This window comes from Sphingomonas faeni, assembly GCF_030817315.1.
GTDB lineage: Bacteria > Pseudomonadota > Alphaproteobacteria > Sphingomonadales > Sphingomonadaceae > Sphingomonas > Sphingomonas faeni_C.
In genome coordinates this window covers 852,501-873,337 of the sequence record NZ_JAUSZF010000001.1, presented here as the reverse complement: position 1 = coordinate 873,337, position 20,837 = coordinate 852,501, and the positions used below count along the sequence as shown (strand labels likewise).

At 62.4% G+C, this 20,837-nt stretch carries 13 protein-coding genes, 1 tRNA gene and 2 rRNA genes (1 of these 16 only partly in view); 3 read left to right on the top strand and 13 right to left on the bottom strand.

From position 1 onward, the window contains the following. Positions 1-101: 101 nt before the first annotated feature. The 3 genes from QFZ54_RS04125 to QFZ54_RS04115 all read right to left on the bottom strand — a co-directional run bounded on the left by QFZ54_RS04125 (position 102) and on the right by QFZ54_RS04115 (position 2,373). Entirely contained in the window at positions 102-827 is a 726-nt protein-coding gene (locus QFZ54_RS04125) for a winged helix-turn-helix domain-containing protein (protein ID WP_307084676.1), read from the bottom strand. A gap of 243 nt (positions 828-1,070) precedes the next feature. Beyond that, positions 1,071-2,102 carry an LLM class flavin-dependent oxidoreductase gene (locus QFZ54_RS04120; protein ID WP_307084674.1) on the bottom strand — a complete coding sequence of 344 codons (1,032 nt, stop codon included), beginning with the start codon at positions 2,100-2,102 and terminating at the stop codon, positions 1,071-1,073. A 37-nt stretch (positions 2,103-2,139) separates the two neighbouring features. Then, a complete protein-coding gene (locus QFZ54_RS04115) occupies positions 2,140-2,373 on the bottom strand; it encodes a hypothetical protein (RefSeq protein WP_307084672.1) in 234 nt (77 codons plus the stop codon). A gap of 208 nt (positions 2,374-2,581) precedes the next feature. On the opposite strand from QFZ54_RS04115, the gene QFZ54_RS04110 reads away from it, so the two are divergent. After that, on the top strand, positions 2,582-4,036 hold the full coding sequence (locus QFZ54_RS04110) for a mechanosensitive ion channel family protein (RefSeq protein ID WP_307084671.1): 1,455 nt from the start codon (positions 2,582-2,584) through the stop codon (positions 4,034-4,036). On the opposite strand, the gene QFZ54_RS04105 is transcribed toward QFZ54_RS04110, so the two are convergent. After that, positions 4,011-5,153, bottom strand: a complete 1,143-nt coding sequence (locus tag QFZ54_RS04105; protein WP_307084668.1) for an NAD(P)H-dependent flavin oxidoreductase — start codon at positions 5,151-5,153, stop codon at positions 4,011-4,013. The genes QFZ54_RS04110 and QFZ54_RS04105 overlap by 26 nt on opposite strands. A 757-nt stretch (positions 5,154-5,910) precedes the next feature. Here QFZ54_RS04105 and QFZ54_RS04100 point away from each other — a divergent pair. Both QFZ54_RS04100 and QFZ54_RS04085 read left to right on the top strand, forming a co-directional pair. Beyond that, positions 5,911-6,582: a (2Fe-2S)-binding protein gene (locus QFZ54_RS04100; RefSeq protein WP_307084667.1), complete on the top strand. Its 672-nt coding sequence runs from the start codon at positions 5,911-5,913 to the stop codon at positions 6,580-6,582. Continuing rightward, positions 6,582-9,752, top strand: a complete 3,171-nt coding sequence (locus QFZ54_RS04085; protein ID WP_444965513.1) for a molybdopterin cofactor-binding domain-containing protein — start codon at positions 6,582-6,584, stop codon at positions 9,750-9,752. Before QFZ54_RS04100 ends, QFZ54_RS04085 begins: the two co-directional genes overlap by 1 nt. Positions 9,753-9,804: 52 nt before the next feature. Here QFZ54_RS04085 and bamA read toward each other — a convergent pair whose 3' ends face one another. The 9 genes from bamA to QFZ54_RS04040 form a co-directional block, all read right to left on the bottom strand. Continuing rightward, complete coding sequence (bamA, locus tag QFZ54_RS04080; protein WP_373458435.1) at positions 9,805-12,561, bottom strand: outer membrane protein assembly factor BamA; 2,757 nt, start codon at positions 12,559-12,561, stop codon at positions 9,805-9,807. Positions 12,562-12,846: 285 nt separating this feature from the next. Next, the gene (locus QFZ54_RS04075; RefSeq protein WP_307084662.1) at positions 12,847-13,251 is read right to left on the bottom strand and encodes a GNAT family N-acetyltransferase; all 405 of its coding nucleotides are present in this window, start codon (positions 13,249-13,251) and stop codon (positions 12,847-12,849) included. Between the two features lie 38 nt (positions 13,252-13,289). Next, a complete protein-coding gene (locus QFZ54_RS04070) occupies positions 13,290-14,195 on the bottom strand; it encodes a LysR family transcriptional regulator (protein ID WP_307084660.1) in 906 nt (301 codons plus the stop codon). Next, a complete protein-coding gene (locus QFZ54_RS04065; protein ID WP_307084658.1) occupies positions 14,188-15,828 on the bottom strand; it encodes a GMC family oxidoreductase in 1,641 nt (546 codons plus the stop codon). The genes QFZ54_RS04070 and QFZ54_RS04065 overlap by 8 nt, the downstream gene beginning before the upstream one ends. Before the next feature lie 408 nt (positions 15,829-16,236). After that, a complete protein-coding gene (locus QFZ54_RS04060) occupies positions 16,237-17,010 on the bottom strand; it encodes an SDR family oxidoreductase (RefSeq protein ID WP_307084656.1) in 774 nt (257 codons plus the stop codon). A gap of 173 nt (positions 17,011-17,183) precedes the next feature. Next, entirely contained in the window at positions 17,184-18,059 is an 876-nt protein-coding gene (locus tag QFZ54_RS04055) for a helix-turn-helix domain-containing protein (RefSeq protein WP_307084654.1), read from the bottom strand. A gap of 697 nt (positions 18,060-18,756) precedes the next feature. Beyond that, positions 18,757-18,833 (bottom strand) — tRNA-Met (locus tag QFZ54_RS04050). A gap of 86 nt (positions 18,834-18,919) precedes the next feature. Continuing rightward, positions 18,920-19,034, bottom strand: a 5S ribosomal RNA gene (gene rrf, locus QFZ54_RS04045). A 217-nt stretch (positions 19,035-19,251) separates the two neighbouring features. Next, positions 19,252-20,837 (bottom strand): 23S ribosomal RNA (locus QFZ54_RS04040) (it continues 1,210 nt past the right edge of the window).

Here is a 20,837-nt window from a genome sequence, read left to right as displayed (position 1 = left end):
AGTATTGCTATTGAATTGGTACTACGCTGAAACGGTTACAGACGTAGCTCGACAGGCTGATCGTCGACTGCGCGAGCGGGAGGGCGCGCGCGGGCGCGCAATCAGGCAAGTCGGACGTTTGTATCGAAGACATATCCTATTCCGCGCTTCGATCGGATCAGCGTTCCATGCGGCGCCCCCTCCCCGAGCTTGCGACGAAGACGCAACACCTGGACGTCGATGCTGCGATCGGAGATGTCGTCGTGCCGCCGTGTGACGCGCAGCAGATGCTCCCGCGACAACACCTTTCCCGAAGCGACCACGAACGCGCTGAGCAGCGCAAATTCTGTGTTCGTCAGCGGTTGCTCGGTGCCATCGATCCGTTCGAGCCGTCGCTGACGCTGATCGAACAGCCAGTCCGCGAACCGGTATCGACGATAGACGTTTCGCGGCTTCTGCGTATTCGCAATATCGCGGCGACGGATCACCGCACGCGTCCGCGCCAGCAATTCGCGCAGGCCGAGCGGCCTCGACAGATAGTCGTCGGCGCCCGTCTCCAATCCGATGACGCGGTCGCCCTCGTCCGTCGCACTGCCGCCAACGAGGATGACCGGGACAGCGCTCTTGCGGCGTATGACCGGCAGGAGGTCCAGGCTATCGACGGACTCGAACCGCTTTTCCAGAATTATGGCATCGGGATCCTGGAAATCGATGCTCCGAAAAAGATCGGATCGCGCGGCGACTACCATGGCCTGTATGCCGTTATTCTCGAGATACGAAACAACTTCGCTCCGGTTTGCGCCGGCCTCGTCGGCGACGATGACGCGCAGCAACGACGACGTGTTCATTCCGCACGTACAGCAAAAGCGCGCGGGTCAGCCATCGGGGACAGTATAGCCACAGCCCGGCCTGGGCTTATCGCCTTGTAACAACGTACAAACATCACGAATTTTCCCGAGATGGTAGCGGCAGACAGCCGATCAATGATCCCTGATCTATGATCGATTGCCGCCGCCCAACACCCGGTGATCGAGGAACTTAACGTCCCAACCTTTGGACAATGAGTCTCGACGAAAACCCGTCCGCGTCCGTCATGTGTAACCGTTCACACGCGCGCGCACGTCCTGTCCCAGCAGCGCAATCGAACGCAGCATCGCGTCGTGATCGAGCCCCGCGGAACTCATCTGGAACGTAATCCGATCGATCCCACCAATATCGAGATTGGCGCGCAGGATCTTGGCCGCGACAGTCTCCGGGTCCCCGACGAGAAACGCACCATTGGGGCCGACAAGCGCGTCGAACTGCGCACGCGTCGCGGGCGGCCAACCGCGCTCGCGACCGATCTTGGTGAACATATTATGCCACCCCGGAAAAAAGCGATCCGCGGCTTCCTGCGTCGTATCGGCGACGAACCCCATCGCATGGATCCCGACCTTCAAAATCTTCGCATCGTGACCGGCGCTGGCACCCGCCTGCCGGTACAGATCGATCAGCGGACGGAAGCGTGCGATCTCGCCGCCGATGATCGCCACCATCAACGGCAACCCGAGCGTGCCGGCGCGCACGAACGATTGCGGCGTGCCACCGACGCCCAGCCAGATCGGCAGCGAAGCCTGATGCGGGCGGGGGTAGACGCCCTGCCCCGTCAGCGGCGCCCGGAAGCGCCCCGACCATTCGACCTGCGCGTTGTCCCGCACCTTCATCAGCAGGTCGAGCTTTTCGGCGAACAACGCGTCGTAATCCTTGAGATCATAGCCGAACAGCGGGTACGCCTCGACCGAAGAGCCGCGCCCGACGACGATTTCGGCGCGGCCTCGCGATATCAGGTCGAGTGTCGCGAACTGCTGGAAGACACGCACCGGATCGGCCGCGCTCAGGACCGAGACGGCGCTGGTAAGCCGAATGGTCGACGTGCGTGCCGCTGCGGCCGCAAGGATCACGGCTGGCGCACTGTCGAGATAATCGCTTCGATGATGTTCGCCGATCCCGAACACGTCGAGCCCGGCACGATCCGCCTCCTCGATCTCGTCGAGCAGGAACGCCATCCGATCGGCGTCGCCGACCGGATGCTCGCCGCCCAATATTTCGGACGTGGCCGCAAAGCTATCGATGCCAATTTCCATGTCAGACCCTTCCTTGATTTCGACCCTCATGCCACAATCAGCGGCGGTTGGCTGGCGATGCGCCGATCACGACCAGAACCCAGAGCGCCAGGATCAACGTGAAGATCAGCGAAACGACCTGGTCGTCGATAACTCGCAGGAATCCAGAATAGATCGCGAACGCTCCGACCAGTACCGCGGCGCCATAGGCCATGCGGCCGACGAGGGTGCGAGGCTCGACGCCCCCTGCCCTCGATGACATCGCAGCGACAGATTTCGGGAGGTGGCTCATCGCCCACCCTGAAGCTTCGGTCGAGCGAGCGTGATTGTCTTCGTCATGTGTGCCCTATGCGCCAATACTGAAAAGCTGATTAGGACGCCTGCGTTAGATTCTATGTCCGGCCTGTTGGACGATCGGCACGATTCATCCGCATAGTCTTGCCGGAATACTTGGCAGACTTCAGCCGCGCTGCTCGAATGCTGGCTGGTCGGAAATGTCCGTGCTACGCCAGCGCGTGTTTTCCTTTATTCTTCCGATACTCGTTATTGGCGCGGTCACGGCCGGGCTGCTGGTCGTACGGCAACGATCGGCGTCGATCAGAGCCGTGTTCTTCCTGACGGTGACGATGCTCCTGGGCTGGGCGCTGTACCGGTACGATACCTCGCCGCTGCTGACCGGCCGAAGGGTACCGCTGGGACCCGAAGGGCATTTTCTGCGCGCGGTGGCGATCGCGTGGTGGTTCGCGGCGGCGAACCTGGCGGCGTTGATCGTCGACCGCATCCTGGGCCACGACGAGGCGTCGCGGGAAGCGTGCATCACCTCCGACCTGGTGTCCGGCGCGATCTATATCGCGGCGACCTTGATCGTCCTGAACTTCGTCCTGCTTCTGCCGGTCAACGGCCTGTTGGCGACGTCTGGCATCATCGCGGTCGTCGTCGGGCTCGCGTTGCAGAACACCCTGTCGGACGTCTTTTCGGGCATCGCCGTCGGCATCGAGCATCCGTTCCGGGTCGGTCACCGGATAACGCTGGGTGACGGCGTCGAAGGCGTCGTGGCCCAGGCCAACTGGCGGTCCATCAGGATCCTGACCGATGGCGGCGACATCGCGACGATCCCGAACAGCGTCGTGGCCAAGGCGCAGATCGTGAACCGAAGCTTTCCGACCGAAAGACGCTCGACGCGGCTTCAGCTGATCAGGCCAGCCGACGAGCCGGTCGATCACGTCCTCCGCATCCTCGACCACGCGACGTTGCTATGTCCCGATGTCCTCCTGTCGCCGTCGCCGTCCGCGACGATCCTGCGTCTCGGCATTCGGACCAATGCGTATGCGATCGACTTCTTCGTGTCGGCGACGTCGAAGATCGCGCGCACGAAGAGTGTGCTACTGGCGCGCATTGCGCTTCAGTTGCGGTACGCGGCGCCCGCCGCCGATGATGCCACCATAGCCGAAGCGCTGATCAGCCAACTTCCGGTGTTCGGGCCGCTTGGCCGGGACAAACGGTCTGACCTCGCAAAGCAGATGCGGCCGCGTTCGCTGCACCCGGGCGATACGCTCTTTCGGGAAGGTGCCGGCGACGACCGTCTCTACGTCATCGCGGCGGGCGTTCTCGAGATCACGCGTGGCGCCGAGCACGGAGCCAAGACGCTCGTCGGGAGGATCGGTGCCGGCGAATATATCGGCGAGATCAGCATGCTGACCGATGCCCCGCATGCGGCCAGCGCCACGGCGTTGACGGCGAGCGTCGTCTACGAGATCACCCGCGCCGCGCTCGCGCCGCTGCTTCAGGGCGACCACAATCTCGTTCGGGAATTCGAGCGATCGGTGCAACGCGGCCTCGGCTTGGTGGACAGAGCGGTTGCGGCGCAGGCAGGCGCCCCGCCACCGGAACCGAGCGCCATGTTGAACGGTATCCGCAGGCTTTTCGGGCTCAGTCCGGCAGGCGCGCGGTCGTAGGGTTCGCGCCGTTGCCGGCGAGTACCTGCATCGCTTCGGCCACGAGGACCGCCGTCAATTCTTGCGCCGGCAGGGCGCGCGCCAGCGCCACGGCCTCCCCTGCCCAGAACGCGGTGAAGTCGGTGTCGCCCTGCCGCGCTGCCTCCGCAGCCAATTGCCGCGTTGCGGTCATCGCTGACGGAAATGCCGGAGCAAGGCGCGAGATCGGCCCGAGGTCGCGCACCAGGCGGTTGACGATCGCGCGAGCGGGACGCCCGGTAAAGACGTTCGTGACGACCGTGCTGTCGCTCTCAGCGCGCTCCAAAGCGTGGCGATACGATGGGGATATCGCGGCCTCCGGACACCGCAGATAGCCGGTGCCGATCTGTACGCCATCTGCTCCCAGAGCGAATGCCGCGGCGATCCCGCGCCCGTCTGCAATCCCTCCCGCGGCAACGACCGGTATGCTCACCGCATCGGCGATCTGTGGCAACAGGGTGAACGTCCCATGCTCGCTGCCCCCGCTTCGGGAGGGATCACGTGCGAGGAACGAGCCTCGATGACCACCTGCCTCGACGCCCTGTGCGATGACGATGTCCGTACCATTCGCCTCCAGCCAGCGTGCCTCCTCAACGGTGGTCGCCGAGGACATCAACCGACACCCGAGCGCTTTCAGCCGGTCGACCAGATGCCGGGCCGGCAAGCCGAAATGGAAACTCACCACGGCCGGCGGCGCGCGCTCGACGACGTCGCACATCGCATGGTCGAACGGCGTGATCGTGAGCCTCTCCCGTGACGGCTCGAACGGGATGTTCCACGCGCGATAATAGGGCCGCAGCGTATCAACCCAGATGCTCTCGGCTGCAGGATCGACTGCGGCTTCGAGATGACAGAAGAAGTTGACCGCGAACGGCCTGTCGGTGGACGCATGCATCGTGGCGATCTTGCGGGCGGCCTCGTCAGGGGTGCTTACGGCACACCCGATCGAGCCGAGTCCGCCGGCAGCACAGACGGCGAGCGCGAGACTTGGGGATTCTCCAAAGGGCATGGGCGACAGGATGATCGGATGCTCGACCTTCAGCAGGTCGATCACCCGACGGCTTGGCCAGACGGGGGCCGCGCCTCGATCCCGCGTCAAGACCGCACCTCCGCCTTGCTCGACACCACTGACGTCGCTTCGTCGGCGAAGAGCCTCGTGGTCGGAATATAATATGCAGGGCGTCCATAGTCATACGCCACACGATCCCGCGCGATCGTTGGATGATCGCTTACGCCGCGGTGGAGTTCAGGGGCGTAAAGCGGAGCGGCCGACATGCCCTCGGCATGGGTTCTGGCTATCCCATCGCAAGCCGCACACCGGGCTGGCGCGCCCCATCCGACTGCCAGCAATCCACCGGCCAGGATCGTGATCATCGGCGGCTCCGCGTTTTCCGGAAAAGTGCTCATGACCGTAATGTGGTCGGGACAGCGATACGTCATCGGCGGTGCTTCTCGTTTGGTCATGACTAAATATTGCGGCGGACCTGACGTGAGACGCGGCAACCGGATATTTCCGTCGTCATGGTTGGCACTTGGATGCCATCCCAAGCGCCGCTTGGCCCACGCTGTATTCAGCCGCCATTTAGCTCCGTTTTTATCCGAGAAAAGAGCATCGAGCGTACAATAGGTTACAGATGTAGCAATCTCACTCCCATCATGTGGCAGTAAAACCCTAAAAAGGATAAGCGCTATGCCTAGTGACTTTCAGTAATAAAATTAATCATCGATTAGCCGTCAGAGATATTTTGCAGATGCCTTACTACGATTGACCATTTCAACTGCACCGACCCCCGGCTGCTCACTGGTTGCTGCCTTCAAACCTACAGGTCACATGCTCGATGAAGAAGGAACACATCTTGACCGACAGCGGATATCCCGAAGTTGCGAACCACGCGAGCGGAGACGGCCAACCCCATGGCGCATTCGCCGCGACGCGTCGGGAAGCGCTGGGTGGCGCCGCTGCACTGACGGCCGGCGCTTTGGTGCCAAACGCCGGCATGGCCCGCCCCGCGCCTGTGGAGCATGTTGCCGCGCCTTACGCTACGGTGTCTGGTCACAAGACTTCTGTCCGACCGACGATCAATGGGCAGGCGATGCGCGTGGAGATCGACACGCGCACGTCGTTGCTCGATCTGCTGCGTGAGCGGATCGATCTCACCGGCGCGAAAAAGGGCTGCGATCATGGGCAGTGCGGTGTGTGCACGGTCCATGTCGACGGGCGCCGCGTGCTCGCGTGCCTGACGCTAGCGGTGAAGGTCGACGGGCGTTCCGTTACCACCATCGAAGGACTGTCGGAGGGCAAGACCCTGCACCCGATGCAACAGGCGTTCATCGATCACGACGCGCTGCAATGCGGCTATTGCACACCGGGACAGATCATGGCGGCGGTCGCCTGCGTGCGGGAGGGCAATGCCACCTCGCACACCGACATCCGCAGGTTCATGAGCGGCAACATCTGTCGGTGCGGTGCCTATGCCGGGATCGTCGCGGCGATCGAAGATGTCGTGGCGAAGGGAGTGCGGGTCTGATGCGCGCGTTCAGCTATGTCCGCCCTGAGACCGCCGCGGCTGCGATAAAGGCCTTTGCCGCGGCGGGCGCCGGCGCACGGTATATCGCCGGCGGCACCACGCTCTACGACCTGATGAAGCTCGATATCGAGCGACCAGCGCATCTGATCGACGTGACCGCGGTGCACGGGCTGGATGCGATCGAAACGGACGGTGATCGGCTGCGCTTCGGGGCGTTGGTGCCGATGAGCGCGATCGCGGCGGACCCCGCGGTACTGCGGGAATATCCCCTGCTGGCGGAGTCGCTCGCCAGGGCGGCGTCGCAGCAGTTGCGGAACATGGCGACCGTCGGCGGCAACCTGCTGCAGCGAACACGGTGTCTGTATTTCAGGAACGGCGCAGGCGGCACGTCCGCCGGCAACACCTATCCGTGCAACAAGCGCGATCCGGGATCCGGTTGTGCGGCGATCGGTGGCGCGGACCGCGGCCAGGCCGTGCTCGGACAGAGCGAGGCCTGCACCGCCGTATCGCCCGGTGATTGGCCGGTCGCCTTGGTCGCGCTCGACGCCCATGTCGAAGTGCTCGGCGAGAGCGGCGCGCGCACCATAGCCGTCGCCGATCTCTATTGGTTGCCCGGTACCACGCCGCACCGCGAATTCTCGTTGCGTGCCGACGAGATGATCACCGCGATCGTCGTACCGAAGACGCCCGCAGGCGCACGGTCGACCTATTACAAGATCTGCGACCGCGAAAGCTACGCGGTTCGCGCTGGCCTCCGCTGCCGTGGCGCTGGAAATAAAGGAAGGCATCGTGAAGCACGCGCGGATCGCACTCGGCGGTGTAGCGACCGTGCCTTGGCGTGCGACCGCCGCCGAAGCGTCCCTGGCAGGGCGAATCTTGACGCCAGAACTCGCGCTCGCAGCCGGGCATGTCGCGTTTGCCGACGCGAAACCGGGCCGCGACAATGGCTACAAGATCGAACTCGGCGCGCGCACGGTCGCCGATGCTCTCATGATCGCCGCTGGAAGGATTCCCGCTTGAGCAATGTTCTTTTCCCCGACCGCGCCCGTGTCGATGCCCGTGAAAAAGTGCTGGGCACGGCGAAATACGGCGCCGACTTCGCGATCCACGACATGCTCTACGCGATGCAGGTTCCCGCTACGATCGCCAGGGGACAGGTCACCGCCGTGTCGATCGACGCCGCGATGCGCGTTCCAGGGGTGGTGCGCGTTCTGACCGCGACCGACTTCCCACCGCCGCCGCCTGCGGTTCCCGGCGCGGGACCGCCGCCGCCGATGATCGTCACCGACATCAGCTATCGGGGACAGCCTGTCGCGCTGGTCGTGGCGGAGTCGATCGAAGCCGCGATCGAAGCCGCCGAGGCGATCCGCCCGGTGTATGAAAGCGTCGGGTTCGCCGCGGTGATCGATGCGCCCGGCGTCCCGCACGAACGCGCCAAGGACGTCGTGGCGGGCGATGCCGTCGCAAAAATGGCGCGCGCGACGACGCGCCACGAAGCCGAGTATGTAAGCCCGGCGCAGCACCACAATCCGATGGAGCTGCTATCGACCACCGCGCACTGGCAGGGCGGCGTGCTGACGGTGTACGAGGGGACGCAGAGCACGAACCTGGTCAAGGGCGTGCTCATGCGCAACCTGCGCCTGACATCCGATCAGGTCGTGGTCAAAAGTCCGCAGATCGGCGGCGGCTTCGGTCAGAAGGGCTCGGTCCAGCGCCAGACCACGCTGGTCGCGCGCGCCGCGATGCTGCTCGGTCGCCCCGTCAAGATGGTTGCGCCGCGTGGTCAGGTGTTCCACAACGCAACGTTCCGACCCAGGAGCCGGCACCGGATCGAGCTCGGCTCGGACGCCTCGGGCAGGATCAGCGCGATCCGATACGACGTCGATCATCAGGCATCCCGCAGCAGTCAGTTCGGCCCCGACTATCACGAACATGTGCCGCAGATGTACGGCGTCGCCGACTATCTCGGTACCGCCGCCGACATCCGGCTGGATACGCAGGATCCGGGCTATATGCGCTGTCCCTATCCGCACCCGGCGGCCTTCGCGTTCGAAAGCGCGGTGGACGAACTGGCGTTCAAGCTGGGCGAGGATCCGGTCGCGTTCCGGCTCAAGCATCACGCCGAGGTCGATCCGCTCAACGGCAAGCCGCTGTCGTCCACCTTTCTCAACGACTGCATCACGGAGGGCGCGCGCCGCTTCGGTTGGGACGAGCGCACCGCTGCCCCGGGTTCGATGCGCCTGCCCGACGGCACGCAGATCGGCTGGGGCATGGGGTGCGGCGCCTATCCGGTCCTCACGCATCCCAGCATCGCGACCTTGCGCGTCCGCGCGGACGGGACATCGCGCTTCGCCGTTGCCGGGCACGAGATGGGCCAGGGTATCCGCTCGATGCTCGAACAGGTGCTGATCCGCGACCTGGCGATTGATCCGGCCGGACTCGAGCTCGCGATCGGGGATACCTCGGTCGCCCCGCAACATACCACGGCTGGCTCCTGGGGAACGGCGAGCGGCGCACCGGTCGCGGCCGAGGCGGCCGCCAAGCTCAACCTGGCCATGACCGATCTTCTGGCCGGTCGAAAGATCGTCGGTAATCTCCACCAACAGCTTGCCGCCATCCGTCGTCCGTACTTGGAGATCGAAGTGTCGCACGTCGGACCGGGACAAGGGGCGAAGGATCTCACGACGTTGCGCGCGGGTGGGTACGCGATCACCGGGCCCGAATATCCTGCGTTCACGACCTTCAGCTACATCGCGCATTTCGTCGAAGTGCGTGTCGAACCGCGGACGCGCCGGATCCGGGTCCCGCGCGTCGTGTCGGTGGTCGATTGCGGTCGCGTGGTGTCGCCGCGAACCGCCGAAAGTCAGGTCCGCGGCGGCGTGGTCTGGGGCGTCAGCGCAGCGCTGCGCGAGGCGACCGAGGTCGACCCGCGCTATGGCGGCTGGCTCAACAACGATCTCGCCGATTACTACGTCGCGGTGAACGCCGACATCGGCGACATCGAGGTCGGGCTGATCGACAAGCCCGATCCTCTAGTGAACGCGCTTGGCGTCAAGGGATTGGGCGAAGTGGCGATGTCAGGGGTGTCCGGCGCGGTGGCGAACGCGATCTTCCATGCGACCGGCAAGCGGCTGCGCGAGATGCCGTTTCGCATCGAGGATTTGCTGTAAACGACAAGAAGGGGGCACCGATCGAGGCGCGCCCCCTGGACGACGTGTGTGATCAGAACTGCGTCCCCACGTTGAACGTGATGAGCTTGGGATCGTCGCCCTTCTGCTTGAGCAGCGCTTTGGCGACATCGATCCGGAGCGGGCCGAACGGCGAGTTCCAGTTGACCCCGACACCGACTGTCAGACGCGGGCTGGCAGAGTTGCCAAGGAAGCTTTCCTGATAGATCGTGCCGTTCAGCGCCTTCGCATTGACGGTCGTACCCACACACGCACCCTTCGCATCGGGCGTTCCGACCGCGCAGAATGTCTGCGCGCCGTTCGCTCCCGGTGTCGTGTAGATAAGCTGCCCCCCCTGCGTCAGCTGATTTGGCAAAAGCGTCGGAGAGCCGTCGGGATTGAAGAGTTTGACCCCGCTCGCGTTGACCGCCTGCTCATAGCTATAGGTCGGACGGGGTTTGGTAACGCCGAACAGGCTGCCCACCTGCGCGTAGATCGACGGTCGCAGACCCAGTTCGCGCGCGCCCGAGCCGAGCGGAATCTCGATCTCGGCACGCGCGAGATAATAGGCGTGCCCGCCCAGCGCGTCGTCCCTCACGACATTGGGGTCGGTCGACACCGACTGCGTGCCGTCCGCTGCGGTGTCGTACGGTTTGAGCAGGATGCGCGGCCCGACGCCACGGATGTCGAATCCGCGGAACTGCGGCTCGCCGAGATAGAAGCGATCGGTAAGACGAACCCGGTCCTCGCCTGCCTTGCGACGGCCCTCCAGCGAGTGGATATAGCCGCCCTCTGCAATGATCGAGCCGATGAACCCGCTACCGAGATTGGCGTATTTCGCGCCTTCGAGGCGCGTGCGGATATACTTCACGTCGCCGCCGAGCCCGGCGAAGTCCTGGCTGAACGAGAAGCGCGACCCTGCGGTCGGTCGCAGGCGGCTGTTGAGCGTGTCGCGGCTCAGCGAATAGCCGACCGACGATGTCCATCGGTTGCCGTACGCATCGCAAAGATAGCTAGTCGCCGCCTGGACGTTGCACGAGCCGTCGGCGTTCAGATATTGGCCGTCGAGGCTGACCTGATCGTAGGACAGGCCATAGCGACCCGACAGCGACCAGAATTCGGTCAGCGGTACGCCAGTACGAAGCTGGAAACCGGTCGAGACCTGCGAATAATTGTCCTGCCGATCATTCCCGCTGTAGCTGAACGAGTTGTAGTCGCGGCGGAAGATATCGCCGCCGATCGCGATGTTCTTGTCGAACAGATACGGCTCGGTGAAGCCCAGCTCGACCGACTTCGAATAGCTCGAATAGTTCACGCCGGCGCGCAGTTCCTGGCCCTTGCCGCGGAAGTTGCGCTGCGTGATGTTCGCCTGGATGATGAAGCGTTCGAGGCTCGAATAGCCTGCCGACAGCTGGAGCTCGCCAGTCGACTTCTCTTCGAGGTTGGTCTCCAGGATCACGCGATCGGGTGCCGATCCCGGCAGCTGCTTGATCTCCATCTTGTCGGCGAAATAGCCGAGCGAGTTGATGCGATCCTGCGAGCGCTTGACCTGGAAACTGTTGAACGCGTCGCCCTCGGCCAGACGGATCTCGCGGCGGACGACCTTGTCCTGCGTCTGCGTGTTGCCGTTGATCTCGATCCGCTCGACATAGGTACGCTTGGCTTCGGCGATGTTGAAATTAATCCCCATCGTCAGCGTCTCGGCGTCCTTCTGGAACTCCGGGTTCACCTCGGTGAACGCATAGCCGAACAGGCCCGCGGTCTGGCTGAGGTTGTCGACCGAATCCTCGACGAGCTTGGCGTTGTACCAATCGCCCTTCTTCAGCGGCAGCGAGGCTGCGAGCTTGGTGTTGTCGAAGTCGCGGATCTGACTGTCGACCGTCACGTCGCCGAACTTGTAGCGCTTACCTTCTTCCACCACGTACGTGATGATGAAGTCCTTCTTGTCCGGCGTCAGCTCGGCGACGGCCGACGTGACCCGGAAATCGGCATAGCCCTGCGTCAGATAGAACTGGCGAAGCTTCTGCTGATCGTAGGACAGGCGATCCTGATCGTAGCTGGTGGCCGACGACAACAGCCGGAACAGGCGCGACTGCTTGGTCGCCATCTGGCCGCGGATCTGGTCGTCGGAGAACACCTCGTTGCCGAGGATGTTGATCTGGCGGACCTTCGACTTCGGGCCTTCGCTGACTTCGAACACGACGTCGACGCGGTTCTGGTCGAGATTGACCATCTTCGGGTCGATCACCGCGGCAAAGCGGCCCTGGCGACGATACAGCTCGATGATCCGCGCGATATCCTGGCGGACCGCGGTGCGCGTGAAGATCTGGCGCGGCGCGAGCTTGATCTCTTTCGTGATCTTGTCGCTTTTCAGCGCCTTGTTGCCCTCGATGATCACGCGGTTGATGATCGGGTTCTCACGTACGCGCAGCACGATGTTGCCGGTCTCGACGCCCGCGATCGAGTAATCCGCGAACAGGTCGCTGGCCTGAAGGTCCTTCAGCGCCTGATCGAGCGTCTCCGCGGTGTACGGGATGCCGACGCGCAGCTTGGTATAACTGAGCACCGTCTCGCCTTCGATGCGCTGCGATCCCTCGACGCGCAGAGTCCTTATCGTTCGCCCTACCGACGGCTTGTCGGCATTCGCCGCCGGACCTGGAGCCGGGGTCATGGAAACCCCCTGCGGGACCGGCAGCCTAGGGGCGAGCGTCGCGGGCGCATTCTGCGCGATCGCGGGTATTCCCGTTAAAGCCGTTCCTGCGAACAGCAGCGCACCGCGTCGAGCAAAATTAAAATATTTTACTGAATTCACTAGGGCCGCCCCAATTGTTTTCTGACGAAGCCCGATATCTATCGAACGCTTCGCCCGATTAAGACGGAGTTCAAATCTTTTACCAGGACGCCACTAAGTTGATCCGTCTGCACGGCTCACCCAGTCTCTACAAGATTCCGCTACCTTCCGGCTGGCTTTACTGCAACGATATGCCGCGTAATGTTACCGTTGAAACGAAGTATGGAACTTCGGTCACTCCAGCAGCGAAGAAGGGCGCGTGGGGAGCGCGGATGGTCGCTGACGTCGACCAGTCTCGGGCGTCGTCTATAGGGGCTTGATCATGGTGTCGTAGCGGCCGTCCTCCGACACCATGCGATACCCGAGCCGATCATAGAGGTTCCTCGCCGGATTGTGCCGCACGAAACCGATTTCGGCGATAAGCAATCCGGCCTCGCCCGCCTCGTCCTCGAACCTTTTCAACAGGATCGTGGCGACGCCCTTCCTCCTGTATTCGGGTGCCACGTTGACGGAGGCAACCACGGCCCTGCCCTCTCGCACTTCCCAGAATACATAGCCGGCCTGGTCGCCTGCGTACTCGGCAACGCTGGTACGGGGGAGGTCATCCACCCATTGGCGAAGATGATGCTCAATACTGTTCTGCCAGCCTTGGAGCTGGTCGTTTTCCAGATCCTCCATGTATTTTCGCTCGAGCCGGTAGATGAAGGGCAAATCGCGCGCCTCCCCCCGACGTAGTTGGATGCCAACAGTCACGTGTTGACGATCTTCGGAAACTCGCGGGACAAATGGTCGAGAAACAGGCGAACCGCGGGCATCATGCCGTCGCGGACCGGATAGACCGCGGTGATCGCCGCCTTTCCGGCAATCCAGTCGGGCATCAAGCGGACCAACGTCCCGCTGCGCTCTTCGCTTCGACAGATCCAGCCCGGCAATGCGACGACGCCTAGACCATCCTGCGCGAATTGCTTGAGCATAGGCAGATCGTTTCCCGTGAACCGCGGTTTCACGGGCACGATGCGCTCGCCGCTCTCGGCATGGTTGAGCTTCCAAGTCGTGGCATGTCCGGGCCGCAGGATTGCCAGCAGATCATGGTTAGCCAGATCTTCCGGTGTGGTCGGGGGCCCACGGCGTTCGAGATAGGTCGGCGACGCGAACAGGTGCCACGGGGCATGGGCGAGCACGCGTTGCACGAGGTTGGAGTCGGTCAAGGCGCCAATGTGCGACCGGATCGCGAGATCGTAGCCACCGCCGATGATGTCGACCTGATCGTCGCTGGTGTGCTGTTCGAACTCGATCTTGGGGTGCGCCTGGGCAAAACTCGGCATGATGTGGCGCATCGCAAAGAGCGAGGGGACGACGCCGATCGTGAATTTGACGACGCCGATCGGCGCCGCGAGCCGCTGGCGCACGCCATTTTCGGCGAGGTCCGCATGCTGCAGCATGTCGATGGCATGCCGGTAGAACAGCGATCCGGCGTCGGTTATGCTCTGGCTGCGCGAGGTGCGGTTGAGCAGACGCACGCCCAGCGCGCCCTCGAGTTGCTGGAGCCGGTGGCTCAGCGTCGACTTGGGCGCGTTCATCTTCCGACTGGCGGCCGTCAGCCCACCGGCATCGACGACACCGACGAAATATCGGAAGTCGTTAAGGTCAAGCACGCTGCGCCAGCCCGCCGATGCCGCCCGCTATGCGGTCGAGGCCGGACGAAGCGCCGGTAATCCGTGCCGCGATCCGCTCGGCCACCATAATGGTGGTGACGTTGGTGGGCACCGACGGAATCTCGGGCAGGATCGAGGCATCGACGACGCGCAGGCCCTGTATGCCGCGCACGTTTCCCCAGGCATCGACGACGGCGGTCGGATCTGCGTCGGCGCCCATCGGGACGGTCGACGTCGGGTGCTGATACGAGGCGATGTTGGCGACGATGTTCGCGCGGAGTGCGGCATCGCTCGTCACACCCACGCCCGGCGCCATCTCGTGATCGACCATGCCCGCGAAAGGTGCCGTCCGTCCGATCTCGCGCGACAGGTTCACCGCCTCGACCATCCGGTCGAGATCGCTTGGGTGGTCGAAGAAATTGGCGCGGATGCGTGGGGGGATCCGCGGATCCCGCGAGGCGAGCTCGAACGATCCGATCGACTTCGGCAGAGTCACCGCCGCGGCCAACACGATCGCGCCACCGGTTGGGCTCGCCTTCGGATCGATGAAATGCGTCGCGGTGACCTGCAGATCGAGATCGCCGTTCGTGGCGGCCTTGGAACGCGTCCAGGCCATCGACCCCGCTGCCGGAAACATGGACGTAAAAGGCGGCTTCAAAGCGTAGATATTGAAGAAGAACGGATGATCCTGGAGACGCCGTCCGACGGGAAGGTCGGCAACGACCGGGATGCCGAGTGCGCGAAGATTGGCGGCGGGGCCGATCCCGGAGCGCATCAGGATCGCCGGGCTCCCGAATGCACCACCCGACAGGATGACCTCGCCGCCCATCACGCTCTCGCCGGTCACGAGCCGCACGCCGGTCGCGCGGCGGCCAGAGAGGATCAGGCAGTCGACCTCGGCGCTGCCGCGGATCGTCAGGTTCGGGCGAGCACGGACGTCGGCGGTCAGGTAGACCATGCCGGTGTTCATCCGAACGCCGTCGACCACGTTCAACGAATGCGCACAGGCGCCATCAACGAACTCACCATTAAAGTCGTCGACGTTGCCGAGTCCGGTCGCGCGCCCTGCTGCCACAAAGGCGCGTGCCGACGGCGACAGTTCGGCCAGCGTGCGCTGCCGGATCGGGAATGAGCCGGACCGGCCATGCCACGCGTCGGCACCGGTCGGCGTGTTTTCGAGCGCCTTGAACGCGGGCAGCACGTCGCCCCAGCTCCATCCCTCGATACCGCGCGCGGTCCAGCGTGCAAAGTCGGCCGGACGGGCGCGGATTGCTATCGCAGCGTTGATCGCCGAACTTCCACCCACGACCTTGCCGCGTGGCAAAGGAATGGCGTGTCCCAGTTTCGCCGTGTCGTCGCTCTTGTAGTTCCAGTTGAAGTCGGGGGTGCCGACTATGCCGGGATCGGTCAGCGGCCTGGGATAGGTCTCGGGCGCGAACACCGGCCCCGCCTCCAGCAGAACGACATGGCGCCGCGGGTCCGCGCTCAAGCGCGCGGCCAACACCGCTCCTGCCGACCCGCCACCGACAATAACGACGTCGGCGGGCGATTGTGCGGCGAGGCTCCGGCTCTTGGTCAGTGCCGTCGCGGCAATCGCCCCGGCCGCCAGGACGCTTCGTCGTGTTACGATCATGGTTCGTTCCTTTGGAGGGATCCGGTACAGGGGAAGCGGACGATGATGCGTAGTGTCTTGAGGATCGGACGGCGCATCAGACGCGCCGCGACGACAGGAACAGCATAAGGCTGCGGACCGGCGTTTCATATTCCACCGGCAACAGGATGATTGCCGTCGTCACGAAGCTTGCCAGACCGGTCACCCATGACTGGTTGGCGTAGTGGAGCACACGCGCAGTGAATCCGTGTCGCTGTCGCTGTCCGTCAATCGTTGCGGCGGATGCTGAAACGCTCATGTACACGCTTGGTGGAAGAACGGACAGGAATTGCATCACAGGTCTCCGGGAGGGGAAGTATGCGGGAAATCGAGCCGGAGGGTTGGCTGACGGCCTGGTCGATGAGCCGTCAGCCGCTGCTCGCTACGTCGTCAGCGAGCGATGAAGCCGCCGTTGATGAAGAGCGTCTGCGCCGTGACCCAGCTGCCGCCCGGGCCCACCAGGAACTCGATGAGCGGCGTGATCTCGTCGATCTCGCCGAGACGGTTTTGCGGGGCCATGTGCGAGAGGAACGCCTTGGATTCGGCCGTTTCCACCGGGTAGAAGAAGGACGTGTTCAGCGGTCCGGGCGCGACGGTGTTGACCGTGATGCCGCGATCGCCGATCTCCTTGGCAAGCGCGCGCGTAAAGTGTTCGAGCGGCGCCTTGGACCCGGCATAGACCGCGTAGAGGCCCGTCGTTGCCGCCTGCAGCGTCGTGCCGATGGTGATGATCCGGCCATTGTCCTCGATCCGCTTCGCCGCTTCCTGCATGCAAAAGAAGGCAGCCTTGCTATTGATCGCGAAGCTCTGGTCGAAATCAGCCTCGGTGATCTCGACGAAGGGCTTCTTCACCACCTTGCCGACCGTGTTGACCACGATATTGAGGTGGCCGAATTTCTGCTCGACGGCGTCGAACAGCTTAACCACCTCGCTGACATGCGTCAGGTCAGCGCTGACCAGGAGCGGCTCGGCACCGAGATGGGCGATCTCGGCGGCGGTCTCTTCCGCTTCACCCCGAGACACCTCGTCGTGATAATGGACGGCCACCCCACGACAGCCGTTTCGTGCCAGCATGACGGCATAGGCGCGCCCTTGGTTGCGTGTCGCGCCCATCACTACCGCAATTTGGCCGTCGAGGTTTTTGGTACAATCGTCCGTGGTCATCGCTATTCTCCTGGTTGATGACCAAGAGGTAGCTGGCAGACAGATACGCAGCTTTCAGGATACGCGCATCGCTGGTAGAAAATCCGCAAGCAATGCGGAGAATGACGATATATCGATATCAAGCGCGACTTGGCCGATGCTGCCAAGGACCAAGCTGGCGGATCGCGACCTGATCAGCCCCGCAACGCTCCCGGGGTCAGACCATCTTCCCGGCGCATGATCGAGGTGAGGTGACTTTGGCTCGAGAAGCCACATTCGAGCGCGATCTCGGCTAGGGCCAGCGGCCCGCTGACGATCATCGTTCGCGCCTGATCAAGGCGCAGGCGCATGAAATACTGGTGCGGGCTGGTGCCCGTTGAGCGACGAAAAGAACGCATCAGCTGGCTGGACGAAAGGCCGATCAGACCGGCGACCTCCTCAAGCTTCACACCATCGGCAAGGTGCGCCGCCATATAGTCGCGCACCTTGCCGAGTTGCCGGTCCGACAGACCGCCCAGGTCTTTCTGGGGTTTGATGGCGCCATATTGCCTGATGAGGTGAATGCCCACCAAGTTGAGCAGCGAATCCAGCTCGAGCATGCCCATCGTCGCGTGCGAACCTGTACGAAGTTCGTCGCGGACCATCGCGCCCAGCAATGCCACGCGACGGTCGACGAGGGGCAAGGCGTCCGAGTTCACGGTGGCGCCCGGCAGATCCAGATCAGACTGTGCCAGACGGTCAAGCCAGACTTGCGACAGTGAGAATGCCGCAACTTCCTTGGGGTCATGCCAGCGCGCCCAATGGTCCGCGCCCGCCGGAATGATTTCACACGCTCCGCTTGCGGCCGAAGCAGTGCGCAGCCGTGTTCCGCCAAGCCGTGACTCGCGGTTGTTGATAGGTTTGAACGACAGCAGCACGATATGGTGAGGGATCGTCTGGCTGATCTCGTCAGCGTCTCGCCGGTTCCACGAAGCCGTACCGAATTCAGATACAACCTGTCGCCCCCAATTTGGGACCGGAATATCAGCCGTGGCGATATGCGGCGTTCCGGCGGGGCGGGCGTCTAACATGGTTATTCTCGATGTTACCTGCAGACTTCTGTCAGCGATGCGCGGCTTCTAGAAGCCGCGCCAACGGCTGTCGGCCAGATTTCGTCCATCAGCAAGGAGAAACGCGATGGCCAATGAGCGCGTATCCAAGACAAAGGTGCCGCGTGGCAGGGGCGAAACACGCGAAGACATCATTTCCTTCCGACATCAAGCACCGTTCTAATCGCCCATCGTCATTAAGATTGCATACTCAACTAGTATGGCACGCACGTTATTATTGCATCTTATACAACAACTTAACTATATTTTCGGAAGTCCCCCGACAGCAGGGGAATGAATCTGAAGAAGCTGGATCGGCTAGATCGCGACGGGCGTCTAATGTTGACCGACGCAGCAGCCGGTAACGCGCACTGGGCACGCGGCACCGATGGCGCCCCCCCCGCAGAAACTCCACCAGCATCAATCACTAGACTTCGTATAGGACTGATTTTCATGCGGTGGACCATTCCGAACGCGTTGGCGTCATCGACGACTAATGTCGTGATACCTGCAGTGCATTGTCGAAACCTCGTTGCCGGGCCACCCGGTCATCCACGAGTTGAGCGCCATCGCCGAACGTCGTGAGATGTAGTGCGAGGTGGCTAGAGATTGCTATGCGCTTGGGGCAAACAAGAAAAAACCCCGGAGAGGATGGCTGCCGAGGCGTTGCAAGTTAAGATGGTTGCAGGGACAGGATTTGAACCTGTGACCTTCAGGTTATGAGCCTGACGAGCTACCGGGCTGCTCCACCCCGCGACGGTTCTCGTTGGAGAACGTGGGTAGAAGACATGGTGAATGGGTTTTCAGCGTTTCCTGTTACGTATCGCCGCACGGGCTTCAATGCCTGGCGACGACCTACTCTTCCATCGCTTGAGCGATAGTACCATTGGCGCAGGCGGGTTTCACGGCCGAGTTCGGAATGGGATCGGGTGGGACACCGACGCTATAGCCACCAGGCAATGGAGCCGGTGCGACGATACGTTGGGAATGCTTTGGGTACCCCACCATGCTTGACGCCTGGTGGGGTTTTAAAATCGATACCGTGCAAGGTTGTAGTGGTATTTGGACCAATCCCTCGACGGCGAGGGGATTGGCAATCTGGCGTTCGACTTAATCATCCGCACGCATCTGACGCGTTGGGTTACCCCAGTGTTGTCATTGATGGTGTGAGACTCTCAAGCGCGAATAGAGCAATTAGTATCGGTTAGCTCCATGCGTTACCGCACTTCTACATCCGATCTATCAACGTCGTGGTCTCCGACGGCTCTATGAAATCTTATCTCGAGGGAGGCTTCCCGCTTAGATGCTTTCAGCGGTTATCCCGTCCATACATAGCTACCCAGCTGCGCTCCTGGCGGAACGACTGGTACACCAGAGGTATGTTCAACCCGGTCCTCTCGTACTAGGGTCAACTCCTCTCAAATTTCGACGCCCACGGCAGATAGGGACCAAACTGTCTCGCGACGTTCTGAACCCAGCTCACGTACCACTTTAATTGGCGAACAGCCAAACCCTTGGGACCTGCTCCAGCCCCAGGATGTGATGAGCCGACATCGAGGTGCCAAACAACCCCGTCGATATGAGCTCTTGGGGGTTATCAGCCTGTTATCCCCGGCGTACCTTTTATCCGTTGAGCGATGGCCCTTCCACGAGGGACCACCGGATCACTATGACCGACTTTCGTCTCTGCTCGACTTGTCAGTCTCGCAGTCAGGCGGGCTTATGCCATTGCACTCTAACAGACGGTTTCCGACCGTCCTGAGCCCACCATTGCGCGCCTCCGTTACTCTTTAGGAGGCGACCGCCCCAGTCAAACTACCCGCCACAGAGGGTCCCTGTTCCGGCTTACGGAACGAGGTTAGACATCAGAAACAAACAGGGTGGTATTTCACCTATGGCTCCACATCAGCTGGCGCCAATGCTTCAAAGCCTCCCACCTATGCTACACAGTTTCTTCCTAATGCCACTCTGAAGCTGCAGTAAAGGTGCACGGGGTCTTTCCGTCTAACCGCGGGTACTCCGCATCTTCACGGAGAATTCAATTTCGCTGAGCATGTCCTGGAGACAGTGGGGAAGTCGTTACGCCATTCGTGCAGGTCGGAACTTACCCGACAAGGAATTTCGCTACCTTAGGACCGTTATAGTTACGGCCGCCGTTTACCTGGGCTTCATTTCAGAGCTTGCACCCCTCCACTTAACCTTCAGGCACCGGGCAGGCGTCAGGCCCTATACGTCGTCTTGAAGCCGACTTAGCAGAGCCCTGTGTTTTTGCTAAACAGTCGCTACCCCCTGGCCTGTGCCCCCTCAAAGTGCTTGCGCATAGTGAGGGCCTCCTTCTTCCGAAGGTACGGAGGCAATTTGCCGAGTTCCTTCAGGACACTTCTCTCAAGCGCCTTGGTATACTCTACCTGACCACCTGTGTCGGTTTCGGGTACGGTCTATACGGTGGGGCTATTTCCTGGAACCATTTCGAAGCACGTCCAATCCGATAAGGACGCACAACACACATGATCCGTCACACACCACCAGGCCCACGAATATTAACGTGGTTCCCATCGACTACCCCCTTCGGGCTCGTCTTAGGGGCCGGCTCACCCTGCGCGGATTAGCCTTGCGCAGGAACCCTTGGTCTTTCGGCGAGAGGGCATCTCACCCTCTTTATCGCTACTCATGTCTGCATTCGCACTTCCGATACCTCCACGACCCATTACCAGATCGCTTCACAGGCTTACGGAACGCTCCGCTACCGCGTACCACATA

Coding starts and splice junctions, on each gene's coding strand:
- QFZ54_RS04125 (WP_307084676.1), bottom strand. CDS start 827: ATGAACACGTCGTCGTTGCTGCGCGTCATCGTCGCCGACGAGGCCGGC.
- QFZ54_RS04120 (WP_307084674.1), bottom strand. CDS start 2,102: ATGGAAATTGGCATCGATAGCTTTGCGGCCACGTCCGAAATATTGGGC.
- QFZ54_RS04115 (WP_307084672.1), bottom strand. CDS start 2,373: ATGAGCCACCTCCCGAAATCTGTCGCTGCGATGTCATCGAGGGCAGGG.
- QFZ54_RS04085 (WP_444965513.1), top strand. CDS start 6,582: ATGCGCGCGTTCAGCTATGTCCGCCCTGAGACCGCCGCGGCTGCGATA.
- QFZ54_RS04065 (WP_307084658.1), bottom strand. CDS start 15,828: ATGATCGTAACACGACGAAGCGTCCTGGCGGCCGGGGCGATTGCCGCG.
- QFZ54_RS04060 (WP_307084656.1), bottom strand. CDS start 17,010: ATGACCACGGACGATTGTACCAAAAACCTCGACGGCCAAATTGCGGTA.
- QFZ54_RS04055 (WP_307084654.1), bottom strand. CDS start 18,059: ATGTTAGACGCCCGCCCCGCCGGAACGCCGCATATCGCCACGGCTGAT.